The sequence below is a fragment of the Streptomyces sp. NPDC048560 genome (genome assembly GCF_040650955.1).
GTDB lineage: Bacteria > Actinomycetota > Actinomycetes > Streptomycetales > Streptomycetaceae > Streptomyces.
On the sequence record NZ_JBEZIJ010000001.1, the window covers coordinates 1168587 to 1188139 of the forward strand.

Below are 19553 nucleotides of genomic sequence, written 5' to 3' on the forward strand. Positions count from 1 at the left end.
GTACGGCCCCGTGCGTCCCCCCGGGGTGTGGAATGGCCCCATGCCCGATTCGCACAGCGCCTTCCTCGACCTGCTGCACGCCCAGCGCGTGTGGGACACCGACCTCCCCTCCTTCGACCCGGCCGCCGCACCGGATGATCCCCTCACCCTCTTCCACACGTGGTTCGCCGAGGCCGTCGCGGCCGGGCAGCAGGAACCGCACACCATGTCCCTCGCCACCGTCGACGAGGAGGGCAGGCCCGACGTCCGGACGCTGATGCTGCACGACGCGGACGAGCGCGGCTGGCACTTCGCCTCGCACGCCACCAGCGCGAAGGGCCACCAGCTCGCCGCCCGGCCGTATGCCGCGCTCGGCTTCTACTGGCCCGCGCAGGGCAGGCAGGTACGCGTACGGGGACCGGTCACCGCGGCCGGCCCCGCGGAGAGCCTCGCCGATCTGCACGCCCGCTCGACGGGTGCGCTGGCCTCGGCGCTGGTGGGACGGCAGAGCGAGGTCCTCCGCACGCGGGACGAGCTGGTCCGGGCGTCCGAGTCCGCCTGGGAACGCGCCTCCCTCACACCCGACGCGGAGGTGCGGAGCTGGACGCGGTACGTCGTCGAGCCGCGGGAGGCCGAGTTCTTCCAGGGCGACGCGCGGCGTCAGCACGTACGGCTGCGCTACCGCGCCGACGGGGGCGGGAACGGGCGCGGGGACGGCGGTTCATGGGTACGGGAGCTGCTCTGGCCCTGAGCCCGGGGCTCCCGGTCCGGGTGACGGGCCGGCTGCGGCCGTCCGTCCGGGGCCGGCTGCCGTGAAGACCGGGACCGACTCCCCGCCCTCCTCGTGGCGGAAGGTGACCACGAGCGGCATACCGATCGTCAGGACCGACGCGTCGCAGTCCACGATCTCCGTCATCATCCGCGGGCCCTCGGCGAGGTCGACCACGGCCGCCGTGTACGGGACCCGGGTGCCGAACGGTGGCAGGTCGTTGCGGTGCACGACGGACCAGGTGTAGAGCGTCGCGTGGCCGCTCGCGCGTTCCCAGGTGACGTCCTCGCTCCAACAGCGGGGACAGAACTCGCGCGGGTAGTGGTGCGCCCGGGCGCAGGCCCCGCAGCGGCGCAGCAGCAGGTGGCCCCGCGCCGCCGCGTCCCAGTACGGGCGGGTGAACGCGTCCGGTTCCGGCACGTCGAAGCGCGGTGCGGCCATCAGAGGAACAGTCCGATCGCCTCGTCGAGCGACCAGGTCTGCCAGGACATCGCGAACAGCGCGACGAGCGAGATCAGCGCCATCATCGCGTTCTGCCCCTGCTCGGCCCAGTCGTGGATCATCAGCACCAGATAGAGGAGGTTGAGGAGCAGCCCCGCGACCAGCGCGACCGGGGTGAGGAAGCCGGTGACCAGCCCCAGGCCCAGGGCGAGTTCGGCGTAGACGACGACGTACGCCATGAGCCGGGGGCGGGGTGCGACCACGCGCCGGAAGCCGGTGCGGACCACGGTCCAGCGGTGCTTCCCGGCGACGTCGGCGGCCCAGGCGATGCCCGTACCCCGCTCGAACCAGCCCTTCCTGTCCTTGTGGCGCCAGCTCTCCAGCCACCACAGGCCGAGCCCTATACGCAGGACGGCGAGCCACTCGGCGCCACCGAGCACGATCGTCCGCATCGGCGTTCCTTCCGGTCACGGCGCACGAATCTGACGGTACGTCAGTTCACCTGATCCGGGCCGCCCCGCGCAAGAGGTCGCCCCGTGATCAATTCGCAACCGATTCCGGCCTTGACCGAGACCCACCAAGTGAGCGCGCGGTTACGCTCCATAATCATGTCCGAAAGTGCACTTAACGACCGTCGGCCCGTCTACGTCGTCGGCGGCGGTCCGGGCGGTCTCGCCGTCGCGGCCGCCCTGCGCGAGCAGGGCGTACGGGCCGTCGTACTGGAGAAGTCCGAGAGCGTCGGCGCCTCCTGGCGCCGCCACTACGACCGCCTGCGCCTGCACACCACCCGGCGCTGGTCCGCGCTGCCGGGCCTGGCGATGCCCCGCCGGTTCGGGCGCTGGGTGTCCCGTGCGGACATGGTGCGCTACCTGGAGAAGTACGCCGAGCACCACGGACTCGAAGTGGTCACCGGCGTCGAGGTGTCCCGTATCGACCGGTCCGCCGAAGGCACCGGCTGGCAGCTGACCGCGAGCGGCGGCCGGGTCCTGGACGGGCGCGCCGTCGTCGTCGCCACCGGCTACAACCACACACCGCGCGTCCCGGACTGGTCCGGACGCGACACGTTCACCGGCGAGTTGCTGCACGCGTCGGAGTACCGCAACCCCACGCGCTACGCCGGCCAGGACGTCCTCGTCGTCGGGATCGGCAACACCGGGGCGGAGATCGCCGTGGACCTGGTGGAGGGCGGCGCTTCCCGGGTACGGATCGCGGTACGCACCGTTCCGCACATCGTGAGGCGCTCCACGGCCGGCTGGCCCGCGCAGGCGACCGGCATCCTCGTGCGTCGGCTGCCCGTACGGCTCGTGGACCGGGCGGGCGGGGTCATGGCGAAGCTCGCCGTCCCCGACCTCTCCGCCCAGGGCCTTCCCCGCCCCGCCACGGGCCTGTACTCCCGCGTCAGGGACGGCGCGATCCCGGTCCAGGACGTGGGCCTGATCGACGCGGTGAAGGCCGGCCGGGTGGAGCCGGTGGCGGCCGTGGAGTCCCTCGACGGGGACGCGGTGGTCCTCGCGGACGGCACCCGCCTCACCCCGGACGCCGTGATCGTCGCGACCGGCTACCTGCGGTCCCTGGAGAGCCTGGTCGGCCACCTCGGCGTCCTGGACGAGCGGGGCAGGCCGGTGGCGGCCGGGGGCCGTGCGCCCGAGAAGGCGCCGGGCCTCTACTTCACCGGGTTCACCAACCCGATCAGCGGGATGCTCCGCGAACTGGCTCTCGACGCCCGGAAGATAGCCAGGAGTGTGGCCGGCGGCTGACGGGAGGGGTGTGCGGTGCGGGCTTCGCCTTACGCCCACGTCCCCTCGGCCGCGACCCGTCGCGCCCACACCGCCAGGTCCCCCGGTTCGCGGCCGAGCACCTGCTGGACCCCGTCGCCCAGGGCCGTCGTGTGACCCGCCCGGTGCACGGCGAACATCCCGCCCAGGAGGTCCACCACGGCCTTCGGCCATCCCTGGCCGAGCAGTTCGGCGCGGTACGCCTGCGGGGTCAGCTCCTCGTAGCGGATCGGGCGTCCCGCCGCCCGGGCGATCGTCTCCGTGGACCCCGCGAACGTCAGGGCACGGGGTCCCGTGAGCTCGTACGTCCGGCCCGCGTGCCCGTCGCCGGTGAGCACGGCCGCTGCGACCTCGGCCACGTCCTGGGCGTCGACGAACGGCTCGGGCACCGCACCGATCGGCAGGGCCAGACGGCCCGCCCTCAGCGGCGCCAGCCACAGGTCCTCGTCGAAGTTCTGGAAGAAGTTGCTCGGCCGGATGATCGTCCACTCGGCGCCGGAGCCCCGTACCGCCGTCTCGCCCGCGACCATGCCCTGCCCGAAGGCGTCCCCGGCCACTCCGGTGCCGGCGGCCGCCTCCGTGCCGTGCCCCGACAGCGCCACGAAACGGCGCACCCCCGCGCGCACCGCGTCCGCGACGAACTCCCCGACCGCAACCGGGTCCTCCGGCGCCACCAGGTAGACGGCCGACGCCCCCTTCAGCGCGGGCTCCCAGGTCTCCCGGACCGTCCAGTCGAAGGTCACCTCGCCGGAGCGCGAGGCCGCCCGTACCCGTGCCGTACCGGTGTCGCGCAGCCTCCGGACGACCCGGCGGCCGGTCTTCCCCGTGCCGCCGAGTACGAGTACGTCGGGGGTGGCCGGTCGTGTGCCGCGCGCGGTCCTGCTCGTGGTCGTCGTCATGGACCGAGTCCATCGTGCGGCGGGACCCGGAACCATGGCCGTCCGTCCGCGGTGCATAGGAGATCGTCCGCGGCGTCCGGACGTCTGCCTATCGTTGGGCCATGGATGTGTTCGATGAACTGCTCGGCGGAGTCCGGGGCAGGGGCGCGGTGTTCGGCCGTTCGGTGCTGTGGCCGCCGTGGTCGCTCCGGTTCACGGACGGCGCGTACCTGACCCTGTGCGTGCCGCTGCGGGGCGCCGGGTGGATCGTCCCGGAGGGCGGGACGCCGCTGCGGGTGGGGCTCGGTGAGGCCGCGATCGTACGGGGGCCCGCGCCGTTCGTCTTCACCGACGAACCGGATCGGGGCCCGGGGGGCGGCACGGGGGCGCCGGCGGCGGTACGGGACGTGCGCTGGCTGACCGCTTCGGGCGGTGAGCAGGCTCCCGCCGACGAGATCACCGGACCGACCGTGCTGCTGGCGGCCGCCTACGACGTACAGGCCGAGGCTCCGCAACGGCTGCTGCGCGTCCTGCCGCCTGCGCTCGTCGTACCGGACGGCGACGACTGCGCGCCGATGCGGGACTACCTGGAGGCACAGATCACCGGGGCTCGGCCGGGCCGGCAGATCGTGCTCGACCGGCTGCTCGACTGGCTGCTGGTGTGCACGCTCCGGGACTGGTTCGACCGGCCGGAGGCCGAACCGCCCAAGTGGTACCGGGCGCTCGGCGACGAGGTGGCGGGGCCCGCGCTGCGTGCGATGCACGAGGACCCGGCGCACCCGTGGACGACGGCGGAACTGGCGAGCAGGGCCGGTGTGTCGCGCACGACCCTGGCCAAGCGGTTCACGGAGCTGGTCGGGGAGGGCCCGGTGGCGTATCTGACGGGATGGCGGATGACGCTCGCCGCCGACCTGCTGGCGCGCCCGGAGCTCACGGTGGCTTCCGTGGCGCGGCGCGTGGGGTACGCGGACGCGTTCGGCTTCAGCGCCGCGTTCAAGCGGCTGCGGGGCGAGAGCCCCAGCGTGTACCGGCGGGCCACGCCCGGAGCCCGCCGGGAGCACGAGGCCCCGGCGGGCTGAGCGGCGGGCGAGCCGGTGGCGCGGTGATCGGCGGGGCGCGGTGATCAGAGGGTGCGGTGATCAGCAGGGTGCGGTGATCAGAGAGGCGCGCCCTCAGCCTGCCGGGCCTTCCCGCCTCGCACAGCCTGCCGGGCCTTCCCGCCTCGCACAGCCTGCCGGGCCCCTCCCGCCCCGCACAGCCGTCCCTGCCCGTCCCGTCAGCTCCGCCAGGCGCCCTCCGCCGCCGCGTCCCGTACGAAGTCGGAGAAGTCGCGGGGCTCGCGGCCCAGCGCGCGCCGGACCCCGTCGGCCACCGCGGCCTCCCGGCCCGTGCGGACCGGCTCCAGCGCGGCGGTCCAGAGCGCCGCCTCGTCCTCGGGCATTCCCTGGGCGACCAGGCCCGAGCGGAACGCGTCCTCGCCCGTCGGGACGTAGACGGCCCGGTGCCCGGTCACCTTCGCGATCTCGGCGAGCGCCTCGTCGACGGTGAGCGCCCTGGGACCGGACAGCTCGTACACCTGGCCCGCGTGGCCGTCCCCGGTCAGCGCGGCGACGGCCACGGCCGCGATGTCCCGCGCGTCGACGAACGCGGCGGCGCCGTCCGCCGTGGGCAGCGTGAGCTCACCCGCGTTCACTTCGTCGAGGAAGACGCCCTCGCTGAAGTTCTGGGCGAACCATCCGGGACGCAGGATCGTCCACGCCGCACCCGAGGCCCGGACCGCGGCCTCCGCCTCCGCGTGCGGTCCGCCGCCGTCGTAGGCCGCCCCGAAATAGCCGGGGACGTCCACGCCCCGGGCGGAGAGCAGCACCAGCCGCCGCACCCCGCTCGCCACGGCCTCCGCCACCAGGGCGGGCACCGGGGACGGCGAGGTGTCCAGCGGGACGATGTAGGCGGCGCCCGCCCCGGCGAGGGCCGGCCGCCAGGTGGCCCGGTCCGCCCAGTCGAACGGGGTCTCACCCGAGCGCGAGGCCGCCCTCGTCTCCACTCCCCGTGCGCGGAGCTGTTCCACCACGCGGCGCCCGGTCTTGCCGGTGCCGCCGATCACCACTACGGATTCGTTGGTCATGGTCCGAGCGTGCACCGGGGCACCGGTGCACGCCCATGTCCGACCGTCCGCGATGGATGTCCGGACGTCCGCCGCCTCCGCGCGGGGCCCCGCGGCAGCCTGTACGTGCACACCCATTCCTGACGGGCCGTCAGTTCAGTAACCTGACAAGGCGTCAGCTATGGAAGTCGGGGGCCCGGCAACTCCGCGGCTCCCGGTCGGACCCATCGAGCAGAAGTGGGCGGAACGATGCTTGGATCGACTCACGGCACCCTCACCACACACTTCCGCGCCAGGGTGGACGCCTGCGGCGAGGAACCGCACGCCGCCGTCCACAGCATGGCGACAGCCACGGCGGAGGGCGGTCTCGACGTCAGCGGACGGCCCCTGCACGCGCCCGTACCCGATCTGGACCGGTTCTTCCGGCCCGAGTCCGTCGCCGTCGTCGGCGCGTCCGACACCGAGGGACGCCCGAACACCGGGATCACCCGCCAGCTCCTCGCCTGGGCCGAGCGGGTCGGGGCGCGGCTGCACCCGGTGCATCCCACACGGGAGTCCGTCTTCGGGCGGCCCTGCTCCCCTTCCGTCGCGGCCCTGCCGGAACAGGTCGATCTGGCCGTGCTGCTCGTGGCCGACCCGCTGCCATTGATCGAGGAACTGGCCGCCTCCAAGGTGAAGTTCGCCGTCGCCTTCGCCTCCGGCTTCGCGGAGACCGGCGCGGCGGGCACGGCCGCGCAGGCGCGGCTGTCGGCGGCCGTCGAGCGGTCGGGGCTGCGGCTGCTGGGGCCGAACACCAACCTCAACGCCTTCGAGTCGTTCCGCGAGGACCTGGAAGGCCCCGCCATCGCGCTGATCACCCAGTCCGGGCACCAGGGCCGCCCCGTCCACACCCTCCAGGAGCTGGGCGTCCGGCTCTCCCACTGGGCGCCCACCGGCAACGAGGCCGACCTGGAGACCGCCGACTTCATCTCGTACTTCTCCGGGCTCCCCGAGGTCGGCGCCATCGCCTGTTACGTCGAGGGGCTCAAGGACGGCCGCTCCTTCCTGCTCGCCGCCGACCGGGCGGCGCGGGCCGGCGTACCGGTGGTGGCGGTCAAGGTGGGGCGTACGGAGACGGGCGCCAGGACGGCCGCCTCGCACACCGGCAAGCTCACGGGCACCGACGAGGTGGTGGACGCGGCGATGCGGCAGTTCGGGGTGATCCGGGTGGACGGACTCGACGAACTCCAGGACACCGCCGCCCTGCTGGCCCGGGCGCGACCGCCGCGCGCCGACGGTGTCGTCGTGTACTCGATCTCCGGCGGCACGGGCGCGCACTTCTCGGACCTGGCGACCGGCGCCGGGCTCTCGCTGCCCACCCTGTCCGAGGGGAAGCAGCGCGAACTGCACGAGTGGATACCGGACTACCTGGATGTCGCGAACCCGGTCGACAACGGCGGGCACCCCGTCGGCGACTGGCGCGGCCGGAAGATCATCGACGCGATCCTCGCCGATCCGGCCGTCGGCGTACTGATCTGTCCGATCACCGGACCGTTCCCGCCTATGAGCGACCGGCTCGCCCAGGACCTGGTGGACGCGGCGGAGGCCACGGACAAGCTGATCTGCGTGGTGTGGGGCTCGCCCGTCGGTACGGAGGAGGCCTACCGCACCACCCTCCTCGGCTCGTCCCGCGTCGCCACCTTCCGCACCTTCCGCAACTGCATCGGGGCCGTGAAGGCGTACCTGGACCACCACCGCTTCACCGCGTCCTACCGCTCCCCCTTCGACGACGCGCCGCGCACGCCCTCGCCCTCGTTCCGCAAGGCACGGGCCCTGCTGCGCCCCGGTCACCAGCTGAGCGAGCACGCGGCGAAGCAGCTCCTCCGGGCGTACGGCATCCGCGTACCGCGCGAGCAGCTGGTGACCAGTGCGGCGGCGTCGGTCCGGGCGGCGGCGCTCGTCGGCTACCCGGTCGTCATGAAGGCGTCCGGCACCCGGCTCGCGCACAAGACCGAACTCGGCCTGGTCAAGGTCGGGCTCACCTCCGCGAGCCAGGTCCGCGACGCCTATCGCGAGCTCACCGACATCGCCCGCTTCGAGTCCGTCGACCTCGACGGGATCCTGGTCTGCCAGATGGTCGAGCGGGGCGTCGAGATGATGGTCGGCGTGACCCAGGACGCGCTGTTCGGGCCGACGGTCACCGTGGGGCTCGGCGGGGTGCTCGTGGAGGTCCTGCACGACACGGCCGTCCGGGTGCCGCCCTTCGGCGAGCACCAGGCGCGGACGATGCTCGACGAGCTCCGCGGCCGGGCCCTCCTCGACGGCGTGCGCGGCGGGCCGCCGCTCGATGTCGACGCGCTCGTCGAAGTGGTCCTGCGGGTCCAGCGGATGGCCCTGGAGCTGGGCGACGACCTCGTGGAGCTCGACATCAACCCGCTCGTGGTCCTCGGGCGCGGCCAGGGCGCGGTGGCCCTGGACGCACTCGCCCTCTGCCGCTGAGCCCGTACCCGCCCCGTGAAGGAGCCCGCCCATGCCGTCCTCCCCCGACGGATCCCGTACGTCCCGTCCCCTGGAGGAATCCCTGGACGATCCCCTGGACACGTCGGTACTGCACCGCACCGACGACGGGGTCTCGTGGATCACCCTCAACCGCCCGGACGCGATGAACGCCGTCACCTGGGAGCAGCGCGAACGCGTCATCACCCTGCTCGCCGACGCCTCCGCCGACCCGGCGGTGCGGGCCGTCGTCCTGACCGCGGCCGGCCGCGGCTTCTGCGCGGGCGCCGACCTGCGCTCGGGGCCCGCGACCGGCGGGGAGCGGGTCACAGGCGATGTCGCACGGACGATCCGGCTCGGCGCTCAGCGGCTTATCGCGGCGGTCCTGGACTGCGAGAAACCCGTGATCGCCGCCGTGAACGGCACGGCGGCCGGCCTGGGCGCGCATCTGGCGTTCGCCTGCGATCTGGTGCTCGCCGCCGAGTCGGCGACGTTCATCGAGGTCTTCGTACGCCGGGGCCTCGTCCCGGACGGTGGGGGCGCCTATCTGCTGCCCCGGCTGATCGGCGCCCACCGCGCCAAGGAGCTCCTCTTCTTCGGCGACGCGCTCCCCGCCCGGGACGCGGAGCGGCTCGGCCTGGTCAACCGGGTCCTCCCGGACGCCGAACTGGCCCCGACGGCCCGCGACTGGGCCCAGCGCCTGGCCGAGGGGCCGACCCGTGCGCTGGCTCTCACCAAGCACCTGGTGAACACCTCCCAGGACGCCGGCCGGGCGACGGCGTTCGCCGCGGAGGCGATGGCGCAGGAACTCAACATGACCACGCACGACGCGCAGGAGGGCGTACGGGCCTTCGTGGAACGCCGCCCGCCGAAGTACCTGGGCCGCTGAACCGACCCCGGACCTCGGGACCGCTCGGCCATCCCCGGATCAGGGCCGCTTGACCAGGATCCGGATGTCACCGGCGTCCGGGTCGCCGACGACCTGGTACAGCTCCGGCTGTTCCGTGGTGCCGCCGAGCGTCCAGACGCCCAGCTCGCAGCCGGCCTCGAACGCGACCGTGCCCCGCACGTCCCCGGCGCTCGGCGTGTAGGTCCAGGTGCCCTCCGCGTCACAGCGCTGCTCGGGGGCATCCCATTCCTCGTACGGCACGGCGGTCAGCACCGCGCGCCCGTCCACGCCGAGCCGCATCCCGGCCGAGCGCCCGCGATTGCGCGCGGCGGGCACCTTCACAACTGACGGTCCGTCAGTTTCAATGGGGAGGTGATGGGACACGCAGGCATGGCCGCAACCGCCGTCCGCTACCTCCGCTCCGTCGGCGCCGCCACGGTCGCGGGAGCGGCGCCCGACGGACCGGTGCCCGTCGAAACGCTGCCCCGGCCCGACCTCAGAGCCGTCCGGGCGGACGAGCGCCCGCCCGTCGAGGCCGCCGAGTTCCGGCGGGTGCTCGGGCACTTCGCGAGCGGGGTCACCGTCGTCACCGCGCACGGCGGCGACGACCCGGACGGCCCCGCGGGCTTCGCCTGCCAGTCGTTCGCGTCGCTCTCCCTCGACCCGCCGCTGGTCACGTTCATGGTGGCCCGTACGTCGACGACCTGGCCGCGTATCGCCCGCGCCGGGGCCTTCTGCGTCAACATCCTCGGCGCGGACCAGGGCGCCCTGTGCCGGGGGTTCGCCGTGAGCGGCGCCGACAAGTTCGCCGGGGTCGCGTACCGCCCGGCGCCCGCCACCGGATCACCGCTCCTGGACTCCGTTCCCGCCTGGGTCGACTGCCGCATCCAGGCCGTCCACACCGGCGGTGACCACCTCATCGTCGTGGGACGGGTAGAAGCGCTCGGCACGGCCGAGGGGACCGCCGGTCCGCTGCTGTTCCACCAGGGCAGGTTCGGCGGCTTCACGAGCTGACCGCCACCTCGGGCTTCCCCCGCCGCCGGATCACCAGCGACATCAGGGCCGCCATCGCGCACAGCGCCCCCGCCGCGTACCAGACCACGTCGTACGAGCCGAAGGCGTCACGGGCCGCACCGCCGAGGAAGGCCACCGCCGCCGCTCCGACCTGGTGCGATGCCAGGACCCAGCCGAAGACGATCGGGCTGTCCTCCCCGTAGTGCTCGCGGCACAGAGCCAGCGTCGGCGGGACGGTGGCGACCCAGTCCAGCCCGTAGAAGACGATGAAGAAGACCATCGACGGTTTCACCGACGGCCCCATCAGCAGCGGCAGGAACATCAGCGAGATGCCGCGCAGCGCGTAGTAGACCGCGAGCAGACGGCGGGCGTCGAAGCGGTCGGTGAGCCAGCCGGAGAACACCGTGCCGACGATGTCGAAGACCCCGATGACGGCCAGCAGCGAGGCCGCGGCGGTGATCTCCATGCCGTGATCGTGCGCCGACGGCACGAAGTGCGTACGGATCAGTCCGTTCGTCGACGCCCCACAGATCGCGAACGTGCCGGCGAGCAGCCAGAACGGCCCGGTGCGCGCGGCGTCGAACAGCACCCGCACCGTCCGGGCCGCCGCCCCACGGGCGGGCGCGGGCTTCTCGACGAACGTTCCGCCGTACGGGGCCACGCCCACGTCGGCCGGGTGGTCGCGCATCAGGAGCGCGACGAACGGGACGACGACCAGCGCCGCGAGGGCGACGGTGACCGAGGCGGGCCGCCAGCCGTGTTCGTCGACGATCCAGGCGCACAGCGGCAGGAAGACGAGCTGCCCGGAGGCGCCGGCCGCGGTCAGGATCCCGGTGATCAGGCCGCGTCTGGCCACGAACCAGCGGTTGGTGACCGTCGCGCCGAACGACATCGCCAGGGCGCCCGTGCCGAGGCCGACCAGCAGCCCCCAATAGATCATCAGCTGCCAGGACTCCGTCATCCAGACGGACGCCAGCGCCCCGGCGGCCACGGCGCTCAGCGCCACCACGACCACCCGGCGGATGCCGAACCGGTCCATCAGCGCGGCGGCGAACGGTGCGGTGAGCCCGTACAGCGCCATGTCGACGGAGACCGCCAGACCGATCTCGCCGCGCGACCACCCGAACTCCGTGTGGAGCGGGTCGATCAGGAGGCCGGGGAGGGAGTTGAAGGCCGCACCGCCGATGATCGTCACGAACGCGACGGCGGCGACGATCCAGGCGCGGTGGATACGCGGACGGGATGCGCGGCCGGGCTTCACCGGGCCGGCCACCGGGGCCGAGGGGTCGATTGTCTGCGTCACGTCACTCAGCATCGGGCCGGGCTCGTGGACGCACGAGTGGCCCGGCAGACACGGTTCGCAGGGATCGGGCCACCACCGGAACGGATGCCGGGCTGCTGGTCAGCGGCAGCGCCCGGCGCTCCGCTCCCACCACCTCGCGCTCACGAACTCACCCGCCCACCCACCGCGTCCCGCGAACGGCTTTGCCCACCGCGCCCCCGGCGGCCGGCCGCCCAGGCGTGTACGCACCCGGCGGCAGCGGCGCCCACCCCGTACCAGAACAGGTCGGGGGCGTTGAACGTCGAGCCGAGCACCAAGCGCGCGAGCGCACTCCTCCCCGACAACTCCGCCGGAAAGCTCGTCAGTTGCGCGAACTCCACGCCCCAGCTGAAGGCCAGCGCCGTAGCGGCCGCCACCAGCGGCGCCACCCTGGGTGCGATCAGCACCACGAGCGCGTGGATCAGGACCGTGTACAGCGCGTCCCCCGCGTACTTCGCCACGTCCCCGCCGGCCGCCGCCCGCACCCCGAGCCCGGCGGCGACGGTCAGCGCACCCGCACCGGCCGCCACCATCCTCGAACGCTCCACCCCGCCCGCCGTTCCCCTGCCCGTCACCCGATCCGCTCCAGCCGCCTGATCGGCCGCGCGCCCAGCAGCACCGCGGCCACCAGCAGGTTGATCACCGCGCCCGCCAGCAGCACCTCCGACACCCCCACCCTCTCGGCGACGGGCCCGGCCAGCGCGCGGCCCGCCGCGACCATCAGGAGCGATCCCGCCACGTCGTAGGCGTGCAACCGGTTCAATGCCTCGGGCGGCACATGGGTCTGCACCGTCGTCGACCACATCACCAGCCAGAACGCGGACACCGCGCCCCCCACGAGCTGCCCGGCCCCGAGCAGGAGCACCGGCATGTCGAAGCCGAGTGTCAGCAGGGTCAGCGCGACCCCGGGCAGGGCGAGCGCACCCGCCGCGAGCGGGCGGCGCGGGCGCAGGCGCAGGGCGAGCAGCCCGCCGATCACACTGCCCGCGCCGTTGACCGCCATCATCACGCCGTACGTCGCCGAGCCGTGCCCCTCGGTGACGAGGACGGCGGTCAGCGGGAGCATCGGGCCGAGGACCGCGAATCCGTACACCGTCCAGACCGCGATCACCCCCCACAGCCAGGAGCGCGCCATGAACTCACGCCAGCCGTCCACGAGTTCGGCGACGAACGTGCCACGGGCCGCCCCGTCGGACGGGGCAGGGGCGAGGCGCAGCAGGAAGAGGCACGCGCCCGATACGGCGAAGGTCGCCGCGTTCGCCGCGTAGACCGCGCCGGCGCTGGCCAGCCCGACGAGCACACCGGCGAACGCTGGCCCCGCCATGGTCATCAGGGCTTCCGCGACCCTCAGCACGGCGTTGGCGCGCTGTACGTCGGTGGCGACGCGGGGCACGGTCGAGGCGACGCCCGGCTGGAAGAGCGCGGCACCGACCCCGGCCACGGAACTCAGCGCGTACACCGCCCAGAGCGGCGGGTTGCCCGTCGCGAAGGTCACGGCGAGCACGACCGCCCCGACCAGCCGCAGGGCGTCCGCGATGATCATCATCCGGCGCGGGGTGAAGCGGTCGGCGAGCACGCCGCCGAAGAGGACGAAGAACGCCAGCGGGCCCATCCAGGCGGCCAGCGCGAACCCGACCGAGGACGCGGGGCGGCCCGCACCCAGCAGACCGGCGGTGAGGGCGACGGGGATCATGCCGTCACCGAAGAGAGCGACGACGCGCGCCACGAAGAAGAGGCGGAAGTTACGGTTCCAGAGCTCCCCGGCCCCGCCGGCACCCTTCGTCCCGGTGGGTGGCGTATGCGGCGGTCCGGCCTCACGCATCGCGTCGGGAATGCGGGCGCTGTCTACTTGCTTCTCCATCACACCGGTGACATGTATCAGCTTTTGGTCTATACCAACTAGAGAATAAAGGAGTCACCCGTGCCGCATCGGATCGTCGTCCTTGCCCTCGACGGGCTGCTCCCGTTCGAACTGGGCATCCCTCAGAGGATATTCGGCCGCAGCATGTCCGGGGGACCGGACGGCGGAACCCGGAAACTCTACGAGGTCGTGACCTGTTCCGTACGCCCACCGGGCGTCGTCCGCACGGACGCGGACTTCACGATCACCGTCGAGCACGGACCGGAGGCCCTCGCCACCGCCGACACCGTGATCGTCCCGACGTCGTACGAGCTGGGCCCCGTCTTCACCGAGGGCAGACTCACCGAGGAGCTGGCCGCCGCCCTCGCGTACATCAGGCCCGGCACCCGCATGGTCTCCATCTGCACCGGCGGATACGTCCTCGCCGCCGCGGGATACCTCGACGGGCGGCCCGCCACCACGCACTGGTCGTCCGCCGACCACTTCCAGAAGCTGTTCCCCCGGGTCAAGGTCGATCCGGACGTCCTGTTCATCGATGACGGGGACGTCCTCACCTCCGCCGGGGTCGCCGCCGGGATCGACCTCTGCCTGCACATCGTGCGCCGCGACCACGGCACCGCTGTCGCCACCGAGATCGCACGCCGCACGGTCGTACCTCCGCACCGGGACGGCGGCCAGGCGCAGTACATCCACCGGCCGGTCCCCGAGCCGCAGTTCGCGACCACGACCGCGGCCCGCGCCTGGGCACTCGAACGGCTGGAGCGGCCGATCCTGCTGCGGGACATGGCGCGGCAGGAGTCCATGAGCGTGCGGACGTTCACCCGCCGCTTCCGCGAGGAGGTCGGCGTCAGCCCCGGCCAGTGGCTGGCCCTGCAACGGGTGGAAAGGGCCCGGCACCTCCTGGAGTCGACGGACCTGTCCATCGACCAGGTGGCCCAGGACGCCGGATTCGGCACCGCCACCTCGCTGCGCCAGCACCTGCAGGCGACGCTGGGGGTGCCGCCGACGGCGTACCGGAGGACGTTCCGCTCGACGGCCGGGACCGTGCGGCAGTCCTAGAAGACCCGTGCGGCAGCCCTAGTGACCCGTGCGGCAGTCCTGGAGACCCGTGCTGCCGTCCTGGAAGACCAGGACCCCGCGCGCCACCCGCCCGTGGTGGGCGTCGTCCGCGGCCTTGGCGAAGTCCTCCACCGGGTACGTCTTCGTCACCAGCTCGTCGAGCAGCAGACGGCCGTCGCGGTACAGGTCCGCATAGAGGGCGATGTCCCGCTGCGGGCGCGAGGAACCGTACCGGCAGCCCAGGATCGACTTGTCGAGGTACATGGACGAGACGAGGAAGGAGGCCTCCGCGGTCGCCGCCGGGACCCCGAGGAGGACCGCCTGCCCGTGCCGGTCCAGCAGGTCGATCGCCTGACGGATCAGTTCCGTACGGCCCACGCACTCGAAGGCGTGGTCGGCGCCGGTCGGCAGGATGTCGCGCACGCCGTCCGTAGAGGTCAGGAAGTGCGTCGCGCCGAACTGCCGGGCCACCGCCTCCTTCGCCGGATTGGCGTCGACGGCGACGACGGTCAGCGCGCCCGCGATCCGGGCCCCCTGGATGACGTTGAGGCCGATGCCGCCGGTGCCGATCACGAGGACCGTCTCGCCGCAGTCGACCTTCGCCCGGTTGAGGACGGCTCCGACTCCCGTCAGCACCCCGCAGCCGATCAGCGCGGCGGAGGTCAGCGGCAGGCTGTCCGGGATCTTCACGGCCTGCACGGCGCGGACCAGCGTGCGTTCGGCGAACGCGGAGTTGGAGGCGAACTGGAACAGCTTCCTGCCCCCGCGCGAGAACGGCCGGCCCGGCATCCCGATCGCCTTCCGGCACATCGTGGGCCTTCCCCGGTCGCACTGCGCGCACGCCCCGCAGCTGGCCAGGGTCGACAGCGCCACATGGTCACCGGGCACCACATGGGTGACACCCGCACCGACCGCCTCGACGACGCCCGCACCCTCGTGCCCCAGGACCACCGGCACGGGGAACGGGATCGTGCCGTCGATCACCGACAGGTCGCTGTGGCACAGTCCGGCGGCGGCGACGGCCACCAGCACCTCGCCGGGCGCCGGGTCGCGTATCTCCAGATCGTCGACGACCTCGGTCCGTGTGCCGTCGAAAACGACGCCCTTCATCCGGTCTCCCTCGGTAGGCCGAGCACCCGCTCGGCGATGATGTTCCGCTGGATCTCGTCCGAGCCGCCGTAGATGGTGTCGGACCTGCTGAACAGGAAGAGGCGCTGTGCGTCGTCGAGTTCGTACGGGGACTCCGGCGTCCAGGCTCGCGGCCCGACGGCGCCGGCCGCCCCCCTGACCTCCACGGCGAGTTCACCGAGCCGCTGGTGCCAGCCGCCCCAGAGCAGCTTGGCCACACTGGGTGCGCCGGGGCCGCCCGTACCGCCGAGGGTGCGCAGGGCGTTCCAGCGCATGGTCTTCAGCTCGGCCCACTGCGTGACGAGGCGGGCGCGCAGGACGGGATCGGTGACGGTGCCGCCGTCGACGGCGGCCCGCAGGACCCGGTCGAGTTCGGCGGCGAAACCGATCTGCTGGACGAGGGTGGAGACTCCGCGCTCCAGGGCGAGGAGGCCCATGGCGACCGTCCAGCCGCCGCCCTCGCCGCCCACGGCCTCCACGGCCACCGCCCCGTCGAAGAAGACCTCGTTGAACTCACTGGTCCCCGACATCTGGCGGATCGGCCGCACCTCGACACGGCCGGGCTGGTCCATGTCCACCAGGAGGAACGACAGCCCGTGGTGGCGCGCGGACCCGGGCTCCGTGCGCGCGAGCACGAAGCACCAGTCGGCGTCCACGGCGAGCGAGGTCCAGATCTTCTGGCCGGTGACCGCGTACCCGCCGCGCCGGGTGTCCCGCACCGCGGACGTGCGGACGGCCGCCAGGTCGGAACCCGCGCCCGGTTCGCTGTACCCCTGGCACCAGAGCGCCTCGCCGCGTGCGACCGGAGGCAGGTAGCGGTTCCGCTGCTCCTCGGTGCCGTACGCGATCAGTGTGGGGGCGAGCAGGTTCTCTCCGATGTGGCCGACGCGGGCGGGGGCGGCGGCCAGGGCGTACTCCTCGGCCCATACGACCTGCTGGGTCAGGCTCGCGTGCCGGTTGCCGTAGCCGGGCCCTGCGGTGTCCTCCCACCCGAGCCCGATCCAGCCGTCCTCGCCCAGCTCGCGCTCCCAGTCCCGGCCGGTGGCCGCTGTCCTGGCCCCCAGCCAGGCGCGGGCCTGTGCCCGGAAGGCCTCGTCCTCGGGCCCGAAGCGGAAGTCCACGGTGCGGCTCCTGTCCGTCGTCGTCAGCGTCCGAACTCCGGGGGCTCCGCCCCCGCATCCCAGCACCCCCGCCCCTCAGCCGCCGCGGGGGCCCGGGCGGGTCATCCGTTCGGGCGGGTTCCCGCTGCCGCGGCCGCCGCCATCTCCCCGAGGCGCTCCAGCATCGGCATCGGATCGGTCCCCACCGTCCCCGGCAGGAAGTCCGCGATGCGTTCCGGCGTCCACGCACCCTCCGCGTACCCCGCCCGCAGTTCCCGCGGCTGCGCCCACACCGCGATCTTCGGGCCCGCCACCGTGTACACCTGCCCCGTGATCCCCTCCGCGCGCGCCCGCTCGCTCAGCAGGTAGACCACCAGGGCCGCCACGTCCTCCGGCTCGCCGATCTCCTTGAGTTCCATGGGGACGTTCGCGGACATCCGGGTCCGCGCGACCGGCGCGACCGCGTTCGCCGTGACCCCGTACTTGTGCAGGCCGAGCGCCGCGCTCCGCACCAGCGAGATGATCCCGCCCTTGGCCGCGCTGTAGTTGGCCTGCGCCACGCTCCCTTGGTGGTTGCCGCTCGTGAAGCCGATCAGCGTGCCGCCGCCCTCCTGCTTCCGCATCACGGCCGACGCCGCGCGGAACACCGTGAACGTGCCCTTGAGGTGGGTGGCGACCACCGGGTCCCACTCCTCCTCGGACATGTTGAACAGCATCCGTTCGCGCAGGATCCCGGCCACGCACACGACCCCGTCGATGCGTCCGTACCGTGCGAGGGCGGTGTCCACGATCCGCTGCCCGCCCGCCATCGTGGAGATGTCGTCGGCGACCGCCACCGCTTCCCCGCCGGCCGCCTCGATCTCCTCGACCACGGACGCGGCGATCTCGCTCGTCGGTTCGCCGCCCTCGACGGAGACCCCGTAGTCGTTGACGACGACCCTCGCCCCGTCGGCCGCCGCCGCAAGGGCGACCGCCCGGCCTATGCCACGGCCCGCCCCCGTGACGGCGACCACCTTGCCTGCCAAGAAGTTCCCCATGCCCGGCCCCTTCCCGCGGTTTCTGACGGACCGTTAGATTTTACGGGTAGTCGGACGCCCCGGCACAAGACCCAGGAGGCCGCCATGTCCTTGCCCCCCGAGTTCCACGCCCTCGCGAAGCGGGTCAACAACTGGGGCCGCTGGGGCGCCGACGACGAGATCGGCACCCTCAACCTGATCACCGGCGCGGTCGTACGGGAGGCCGCGGCCACCGTCCGCACGGGCCGCCGGATCCCGCTCGCGCTCCCGCTGCAACAGGACGGGGTGCAGAGCGGACTGATCCCGGGGCGGGTCAACCCGCTTCATACGATGGTCCAGATCAACCAGGAGATCTTCGGGCCCGGGACCGTCGCCACCAGCGACGACGCCGTGACCATGGGCCTCCAGGCGGCCACCCACTGGGACGCGCTCACCCACGCCTCGCACGGCGGGAAGATCTACAACGGGCGTCCCGCCGCCACCGTGACCGCGCACGGCGGAGCGCGGTTCAGCTCGATCGCCTCGGCGCCGCCGGTCGTCTCCCGCGGGGTCCTGCTGGACGTGGCCCGCGCCCATGGCCTCGACCGGCTGCCCGGCGACCACGCCGTGACACCCGAGGACCTCGACGCGGCGGAGGAGTTCGCGGGCGTCCGGGTCAGGGCCGGTGACGTCGTGCTCGTACGGACGGGGCAGATCCAGGTGTATCTGGCAGGCGACAAGCACGCGTACGCCTATCCGTCACCCGGCCTCTCGGTGCGCACGCCCGGGTGGTTCCACGCACGGGACGTCGCCGCGGTGGCCAACGACACGCTGACCTTCGAGATCTTCCCGCCGGAGATCGAGGACCTGTGGCTGCCCGTGCACGCCCTGGACCTCGTCGAGATGGGGATGCTCCAGGGTCAGAACTGGAACCTCGAAGCGTTGTCCACAGCGTGTGCGCAGGACGAGCGCTACGCGTTCCTGCTCTGCGCGATGCCCGAGCCGTTCACCGGCGCCACCGGCACTCCCGTCGCCCCGGTCGCCGTCCTCTGAGCGCCGAACGGCGCCGCCTGGATCACGACGGGACCTGCCGTGACCACCGTCGCCGGGGCCGGCAGCGGAACGCCGCTGTCGACCTCGCACCAGATCTGCTTCCCGGCGCCCTCCGGCTGCCAGCCCCAGCGGTCCGCGAGGCCGTCCACCAGTTCAAGGCCGCGCCCGTTGGTGTCGTCGCCCTCCGCGTGCCGGGGCCGGGGCGGACAGCCGCTGGCGTCGGCTACCTCGACACGGACGGTCCCGACCTCTCCGGCCGAGCCGAACAGCATCCGCAGCACGGCAGGACAGCCGGTGTGGACGACCGCGTTGGTGACGAGCTCCGAGATCAGCAGAATGAGCGTCTCCGCGAGCGGCTCGTCATCTCCTATTCCGGACCCGACCAGCCTCGACCGCGCCCATCTGCGGGCCCGCCCCACCTCCGCGGGATCCGGCCCGACCTCCAGCTGAACCTGAAGCACCTGCACCGCTCACACCATCCGAACCGGCGGACACATCGCCTCGCGCCTCCTCAGGGTCACGGAACGTGATTCCCTTGCGAGACAGCATGGTTGACGTACAGTCACCGCAACAAGCGCTTCGGGCATATTCCAGCGCGAAGGAGTACGCGTGCTGCATACTGTGCGACGCGCATTGCGGGGAGTCGAACAGGAGCACACCGGCACCGCGGGAATCGCTTCCCGGCCAGGCCCGGCGCAGCTCCTCGTACCGC

20 protein-coding genes are annotated in these 19553 nt (G+C 73.0%); 8 read left to right on the forward strand and 12 right to left on the reverse strand.

Going from position 1 to position 19553, the window contains the following annotated elements; all coding sequences use genetic code 11:
- The first annotated feature begins 40 nt into the window (after nucleotides 1–40).
- On the forward strand, nucleotides 41–730 hold the full coding sequence (locus tag AB0C82_RS05245) for a pyridoxal 5'-phosphate synthase (RefSeq protein WP_362836385.1): 690 nt from the start codon (nucleotides 41–43) through the stop codon (nucleotides 728–730).
- Here AB0C82_RS05245 and AB0C82_RS05250 read toward each other — a convergent pair.
- Together AB0C82_RS05250 and AB0C82_RS05255 are read right to left on the reverse strand one after the other, a co-directional pair.
- The gene (locus AB0C82_RS05250; RefSeq protein WP_362836387.1) at nucleotides 701–1189 is read right to left on the reverse strand and encodes a Zn-ribbon domain-containing OB-fold protein; all 489 of its coding nucleotides are present in this window, start codon (nucleotides 1187–1189) and stop codon (nucleotides 701–703) included. The two genes, AB0C82_RS05245 and AB0C82_RS05250, sit on opposite strands and share 30 nt — an antisense overlap.
- Entirely contained in the window at nucleotides 1189–1641 is a 453-nt protein-coding gene (locus tag AB0C82_RS05255) for a DoxX family protein (protein WP_362836389.1), read from the reverse strand. The genes AB0C82_RS05250 and AB0C82_RS05255 overlap by 1 nt, the downstream gene beginning before the upstream one ends.
- A 156-nt stretch (nucleotides 1642–1797) precedes the next feature.
- On the opposite strand from AB0C82_RS05255, the gene AB0C82_RS05260 reads away from it, so the two are divergent.
- Nucleotides 1798–2946, forward strand: coding sequence for an NAD(P)/FAD-dependent oxidoreductase (locus tag AB0C82_RS05260; RefSeq protein ID WP_362836391.1), 1149 nt, complete (start codon nucleotides 1798–1800; stop codon nucleotides 2944–2946).
- Nucleotides 2947–2975: 29 nt separating this feature from the next.
- Here the strand turns inward: AB0C82_RS05260 and AB0C82_RS05265 are convergent, their stop codons facing one another.
- On the reverse strand, nucleotides 2976–3863 hold the full coding sequence (locus AB0C82_RS05265) for an NAD(P)H-binding protein (protein ID WP_362836392.1): 888 nt from the start codon (nucleotides 3861–3863) through the stop codon (nucleotides 2976–2978).
- Between the two features lie 101 nt (nucleotides 3864–3964).
- Here AB0C82_RS05265 and AB0C82_RS05270 point away from each other — a divergent pair, with 101 nt between their 5' ends.
- Nucleotides 3965–4921: an AraC family transcriptional regulator gene (locus AB0C82_RS05270; protein WP_362836394.1), complete on the forward strand. Its 957-nt coding sequence runs from the start codon at nucleotides 3965–3967 to the stop codon at nucleotides 4919–4921.
- 197 nt (nucleotides 4922–5118) lie between these two features.
- On the opposite strand, the gene AB0C82_RS05275 is transcribed toward AB0C82_RS05270, so the two are convergent.
- Nucleotides 5119–5967 (reverse strand): NAD(P)H-binding protein, encoded by an 849-nt coding sequence (locus AB0C82_RS05275; RefSeq protein ID WP_362836396.1) that lies wholly within the window; start codon nucleotides 5965–5967, stop codon nucleotides 5119–5121.
- A gap of 228 nt (nucleotides 5968–6195) precedes the next feature.
- Between AB0C82_RS05275 and AB0C82_RS05280 the strand changes: the two genes are divergently transcribed.
- Together AB0C82_RS05280 and AB0C82_RS05285 are read left to right on the forward strand one after the other, a co-directional pair.
- The gene (locus AB0C82_RS05280) at nucleotides 6196–8424 is read left to right on the forward strand and encodes an acetate--CoA ligase family protein (RefSeq protein WP_362836398.1); all 2229 of its coding nucleotides are present in this window, start codon (nucleotides 6196–6198) and stop codon (nucleotides 8422–8424) included.
- A 31-nt stretch (nucleotides 8425–8455) separates the two neighbouring features.
- Complete coding sequence (locus tag AB0C82_RS05285; protein WP_362836400.1) at nucleotides 8456–9310, forward strand: enoyl-CoA hydratase-related protein; 855 nt, start codon at nucleotides 8456–8458, stop codon at nucleotides 9308–9310.
- Between the two features lie 39 nt (nucleotides 9311–9349).
- Here the strand turns inward: AB0C82_RS05285 and AB0C82_RS05290 are convergent, their stop codons facing one another.
- Nucleotides 9350–9652 (reverse strand): hypothetical protein, encoded by a 303-nt coding sequence (locus AB0C82_RS05290; RefSeq protein WP_362836402.1) that lies wholly within the window; start codon nucleotides 9650–9652, stop codon nucleotides 9350–9352.
- A gap of 48 nt (nucleotides 9653–9700) precedes the next feature.
- Here AB0C82_RS05290 and AB0C82_RS05295 point away from each other — a divergent pair, with 48 nt between their 5' ends.
- The gene (locus AB0C82_RS05295) at nucleotides 9701–10324 is read left to right on the forward strand and encodes a flavin reductase family protein (RefSeq protein ID WP_362836404.1); all 624 of its coding nucleotides are present in this window, start codon (nucleotides 9701–9703) and stop codon (nucleotides 10322–10324) included.
- Here the strand turns inward: AB0C82_RS05295 and AB0C82_RS05300 are convergent.
- From AB0C82_RS05300 to AB0C82_RS05310, 3 genes are all read right to left on the reverse strand, one after another.
- Nucleotides 10314–11639 carry an MFS transporter gene (locus tag AB0C82_RS05300; RefSeq protein WP_362836406.1) on the reverse strand — a complete coding sequence of 442 codons (1326 nt, stop codon included), beginning with the start codon at nucleotides 11637–11639 and terminating at the stop codon, nucleotides 10314–10316. The two genes, AB0C82_RS05295 and AB0C82_RS05300, sit on opposite strands and share 11 nt — an antisense overlap.
- Before the next feature lie 128 nt (nucleotides 11640–11767).
- The gene (locus AB0C82_RS05305) at nucleotides 11768–12178 is read right to left on the reverse strand and encodes a DUF2809 domain-containing protein (protein WP_362837069.1); all 411 of its coding nucleotides are present in this window, start codon (nucleotides 12176–12178) and stop codon (nucleotides 11768–11770) included.
- Between the two features lie 38 nt (nucleotides 12179–12216).
- On the reverse strand, nucleotides 12217–13506 hold the full coding sequence (locus AB0C82_RS05310; protein ID WP_362836408.1) for an MFS transporter: 1290 nt from the start codon (nucleotides 13504–13506) through the stop codon (nucleotides 12217–12219).
- 60 nt (nucleotides 13507–13566) lie between these two features.
- On the opposite strand from AB0C82_RS05310, the gene AB0C82_RS05315 reads away from it, so the two are divergent.
- Nucleotides 13567–14565, forward strand: a complete 999-nt coding sequence (locus AB0C82_RS05315) for a helix-turn-helix domain-containing protein (protein WP_362836410.1) — start codon at nucleotides 13567–13569, stop codon at nucleotides 14563–14565.
- A gap of 18 nt (nucleotides 14566–14583) precedes the next feature.
- On the opposite strand, the gene AB0C82_RS05320 is transcribed toward AB0C82_RS05315, so the two are convergent.
- The 3 genes from AB0C82_RS05320 to AB0C82_RS05330 form a co-directional block, all read right to left on the reverse strand.
- Nucleotides 14584–15675, reverse strand: a complete 1092-nt coding sequence (locus AB0C82_RS05320; RefSeq protein ID WP_362836412.1) for a Zn-dependent alcohol dehydrogenase — start codon at nucleotides 15673–15675, stop codon at nucleotides 14584–14586.
- Nucleotides 15672–16814 carry an acyl-CoA dehydrogenase family protein gene (locus AB0C82_RS05325; RefSeq protein WP_362836414.1) on the reverse strand — a complete coding sequence of 381 codons (1143 nt, stop codon included), beginning with the start codon at nucleotides 16812–16814 and terminating at the stop codon, nucleotides 15672–15674. Before AB0C82_RS05325 ends, AB0C82_RS05320 begins: the two co-directional genes overlap by 4 nt.
- Before the next feature lie 101 nt (nucleotides 16815–16915).
- Complete coding sequence (locus tag AB0C82_RS05330) at nucleotides 16916–17830, reverse strand: SDR family oxidoreductase (RefSeq protein ID WP_362836416.1); 915 nt, start codon at nucleotides 17828–17830, stop codon at nucleotides 16916–16918.
- Nucleotides 17831–17914: 84 nt separating this feature from the next.
- On the opposite strand from AB0C82_RS05330, the gene AB0C82_RS05335 reads away from it, so the two are divergent.
- Nucleotides 17915–18841 (forward strand): cyclase family protein, encoded by a 927-nt coding sequence (locus AB0C82_RS05335; RefSeq protein ID WP_362836418.1) that lies wholly within the window; start codon nucleotides 17915–17917, stop codon nucleotides 18839–18841.
- On the opposite strand, the gene AB0C82_RS05340 is transcribed toward AB0C82_RS05335, so the two are convergent.
- The gene (locus tag AB0C82_RS05340) at nucleotides 18760–19308 is read right to left on the reverse strand and encodes an ATP-binding protein (RefSeq protein WP_362836420.1); all 549 of its coding nucleotides are present in this window, start codon (nucleotides 19306–19308) and stop codon (nucleotides 18760–18762) included. The two genes, AB0C82_RS05335 and AB0C82_RS05340, sit on opposite strands and share 82 nt — an antisense overlap.
- Nucleotides 19309–19553: the final 245 nt, after the last annotated feature.

Excerpts from the sequence above, each read along its gene's own strand:
- AB0C82_RS05300 (WP_362836406.1), bottom strand. The coding sequence starts at position 11,639 with ATGCTGAGTGACGTGACGCAGACAATCGACCCCTCGGCCCCGGTGGCC.
- AB0C82_RS05335 (WP_362836418.1), top strand. The coding sequence starts at position 17,915 with ATGTCCTTGCCCCCCGAGTTCCACGCCCTCGCGAAGCGGGTCAACAAC.
- AB0C82_RS05285 (WP_362836400.1), top strand. The coding sequence starts at position 8,456 with ATGCCGTCCTCCCCCGACGGATCCCGTACGTCCCGTCCCCTGGAGGAA.
- AB0C82_RS05310 (WP_362836408.1), bottom strand. The coding sequence starts at position 13,506 with ATGGAGAAGCAAGTAGACAGCGCCCGCATTCCCGACGCGATGCGTGAG.
- AB0C82_RS05275 (WP_362836396.1), bottom strand. The coding sequence starts at position 5,967 with ATGACCAACGAATCCGTAGTGGTGATCGGCGGCACCGGCAAGACCGGG.
- AB0C82_RS05265 (WP_362836392.1), bottom strand. The coding sequence starts at position 3,863 with ATGACGACGACCACGAGCAGGACCGCGCGCGGCACACGACCGGCCACC.
- AB0C82_RS05280 (WP_362836398.1), top strand. The coding sequence starts at position 6,196 with ATGCTTGGATCGACTCACGGCACCCTCACCACACACTTCCGCGCCAGG.
- AB0C82_RS05320 (WP_362836412.1), bottom strand. The coding sequence starts at position 15,675 with ATGAAGGGCGTCGTTTTCGACGGCACACGGACCGAGGTCGTCGACGAT.
- AB0C82_RS05270 (WP_362836394.1), top strand. The coding sequence starts at position 3,965 with ATGGATGTGTTCGATGAACTGCTCGGCGGAGTCCGGGGCAGGGGCGCG.
- AB0C82_RS05330 (WP_362836416.1), bottom strand. The coding sequence starts at position 17,830 with ATGGGGAACTTCTTGGCAGGCAAGGTGGTCGCCGTCACGGGGGCGGGC.
- AB0C82_RS05255 (WP_362836389.1), bottom strand. The coding sequence starts at position 1,641 with ATGCGGACGATCGTGCTCGGTGGCGCCGAGTGGCTCGCCGTCCTGCGT.
- AB0C82_RS05295 (WP_362836404.1), top strand. The coding sequence starts at position 9,701 with ATGGCCGCAACCGCCGTCCGCTACCTCCGCTCCGTCGGCGCCGCCACG.
- AB0C82_RS05305 (WP_362837069.1), bottom strand. The coding sequence starts at position 12,178 with ATGGTGGCGGCCGGTGCGGGTGCGCTGACCGTCGCCGCCGGGCTCGGG.
- AB0C82_RS05245 (WP_362836385.1), top strand. The coding sequence starts at position 41 with ATGCCCGATTCGCACAGCGCCTTCCTCGACCTGCTGCACGCCCAGCGC.
- AB0C82_RS05250 (WP_362836387.1), bottom strand. The coding sequence starts at position 1,189 with ATGGCCGCACCGCGCTTCGACGTGCCGGAACCGGACGCGTTCACCCGC.
- AB0C82_RS05260 (WP_362836391.1), top strand. The coding sequence starts at position 1,798 with ATGTCCGAAAGTGCACTTAACGACCGTCGGCCCGTCTACGTCGTCGGC.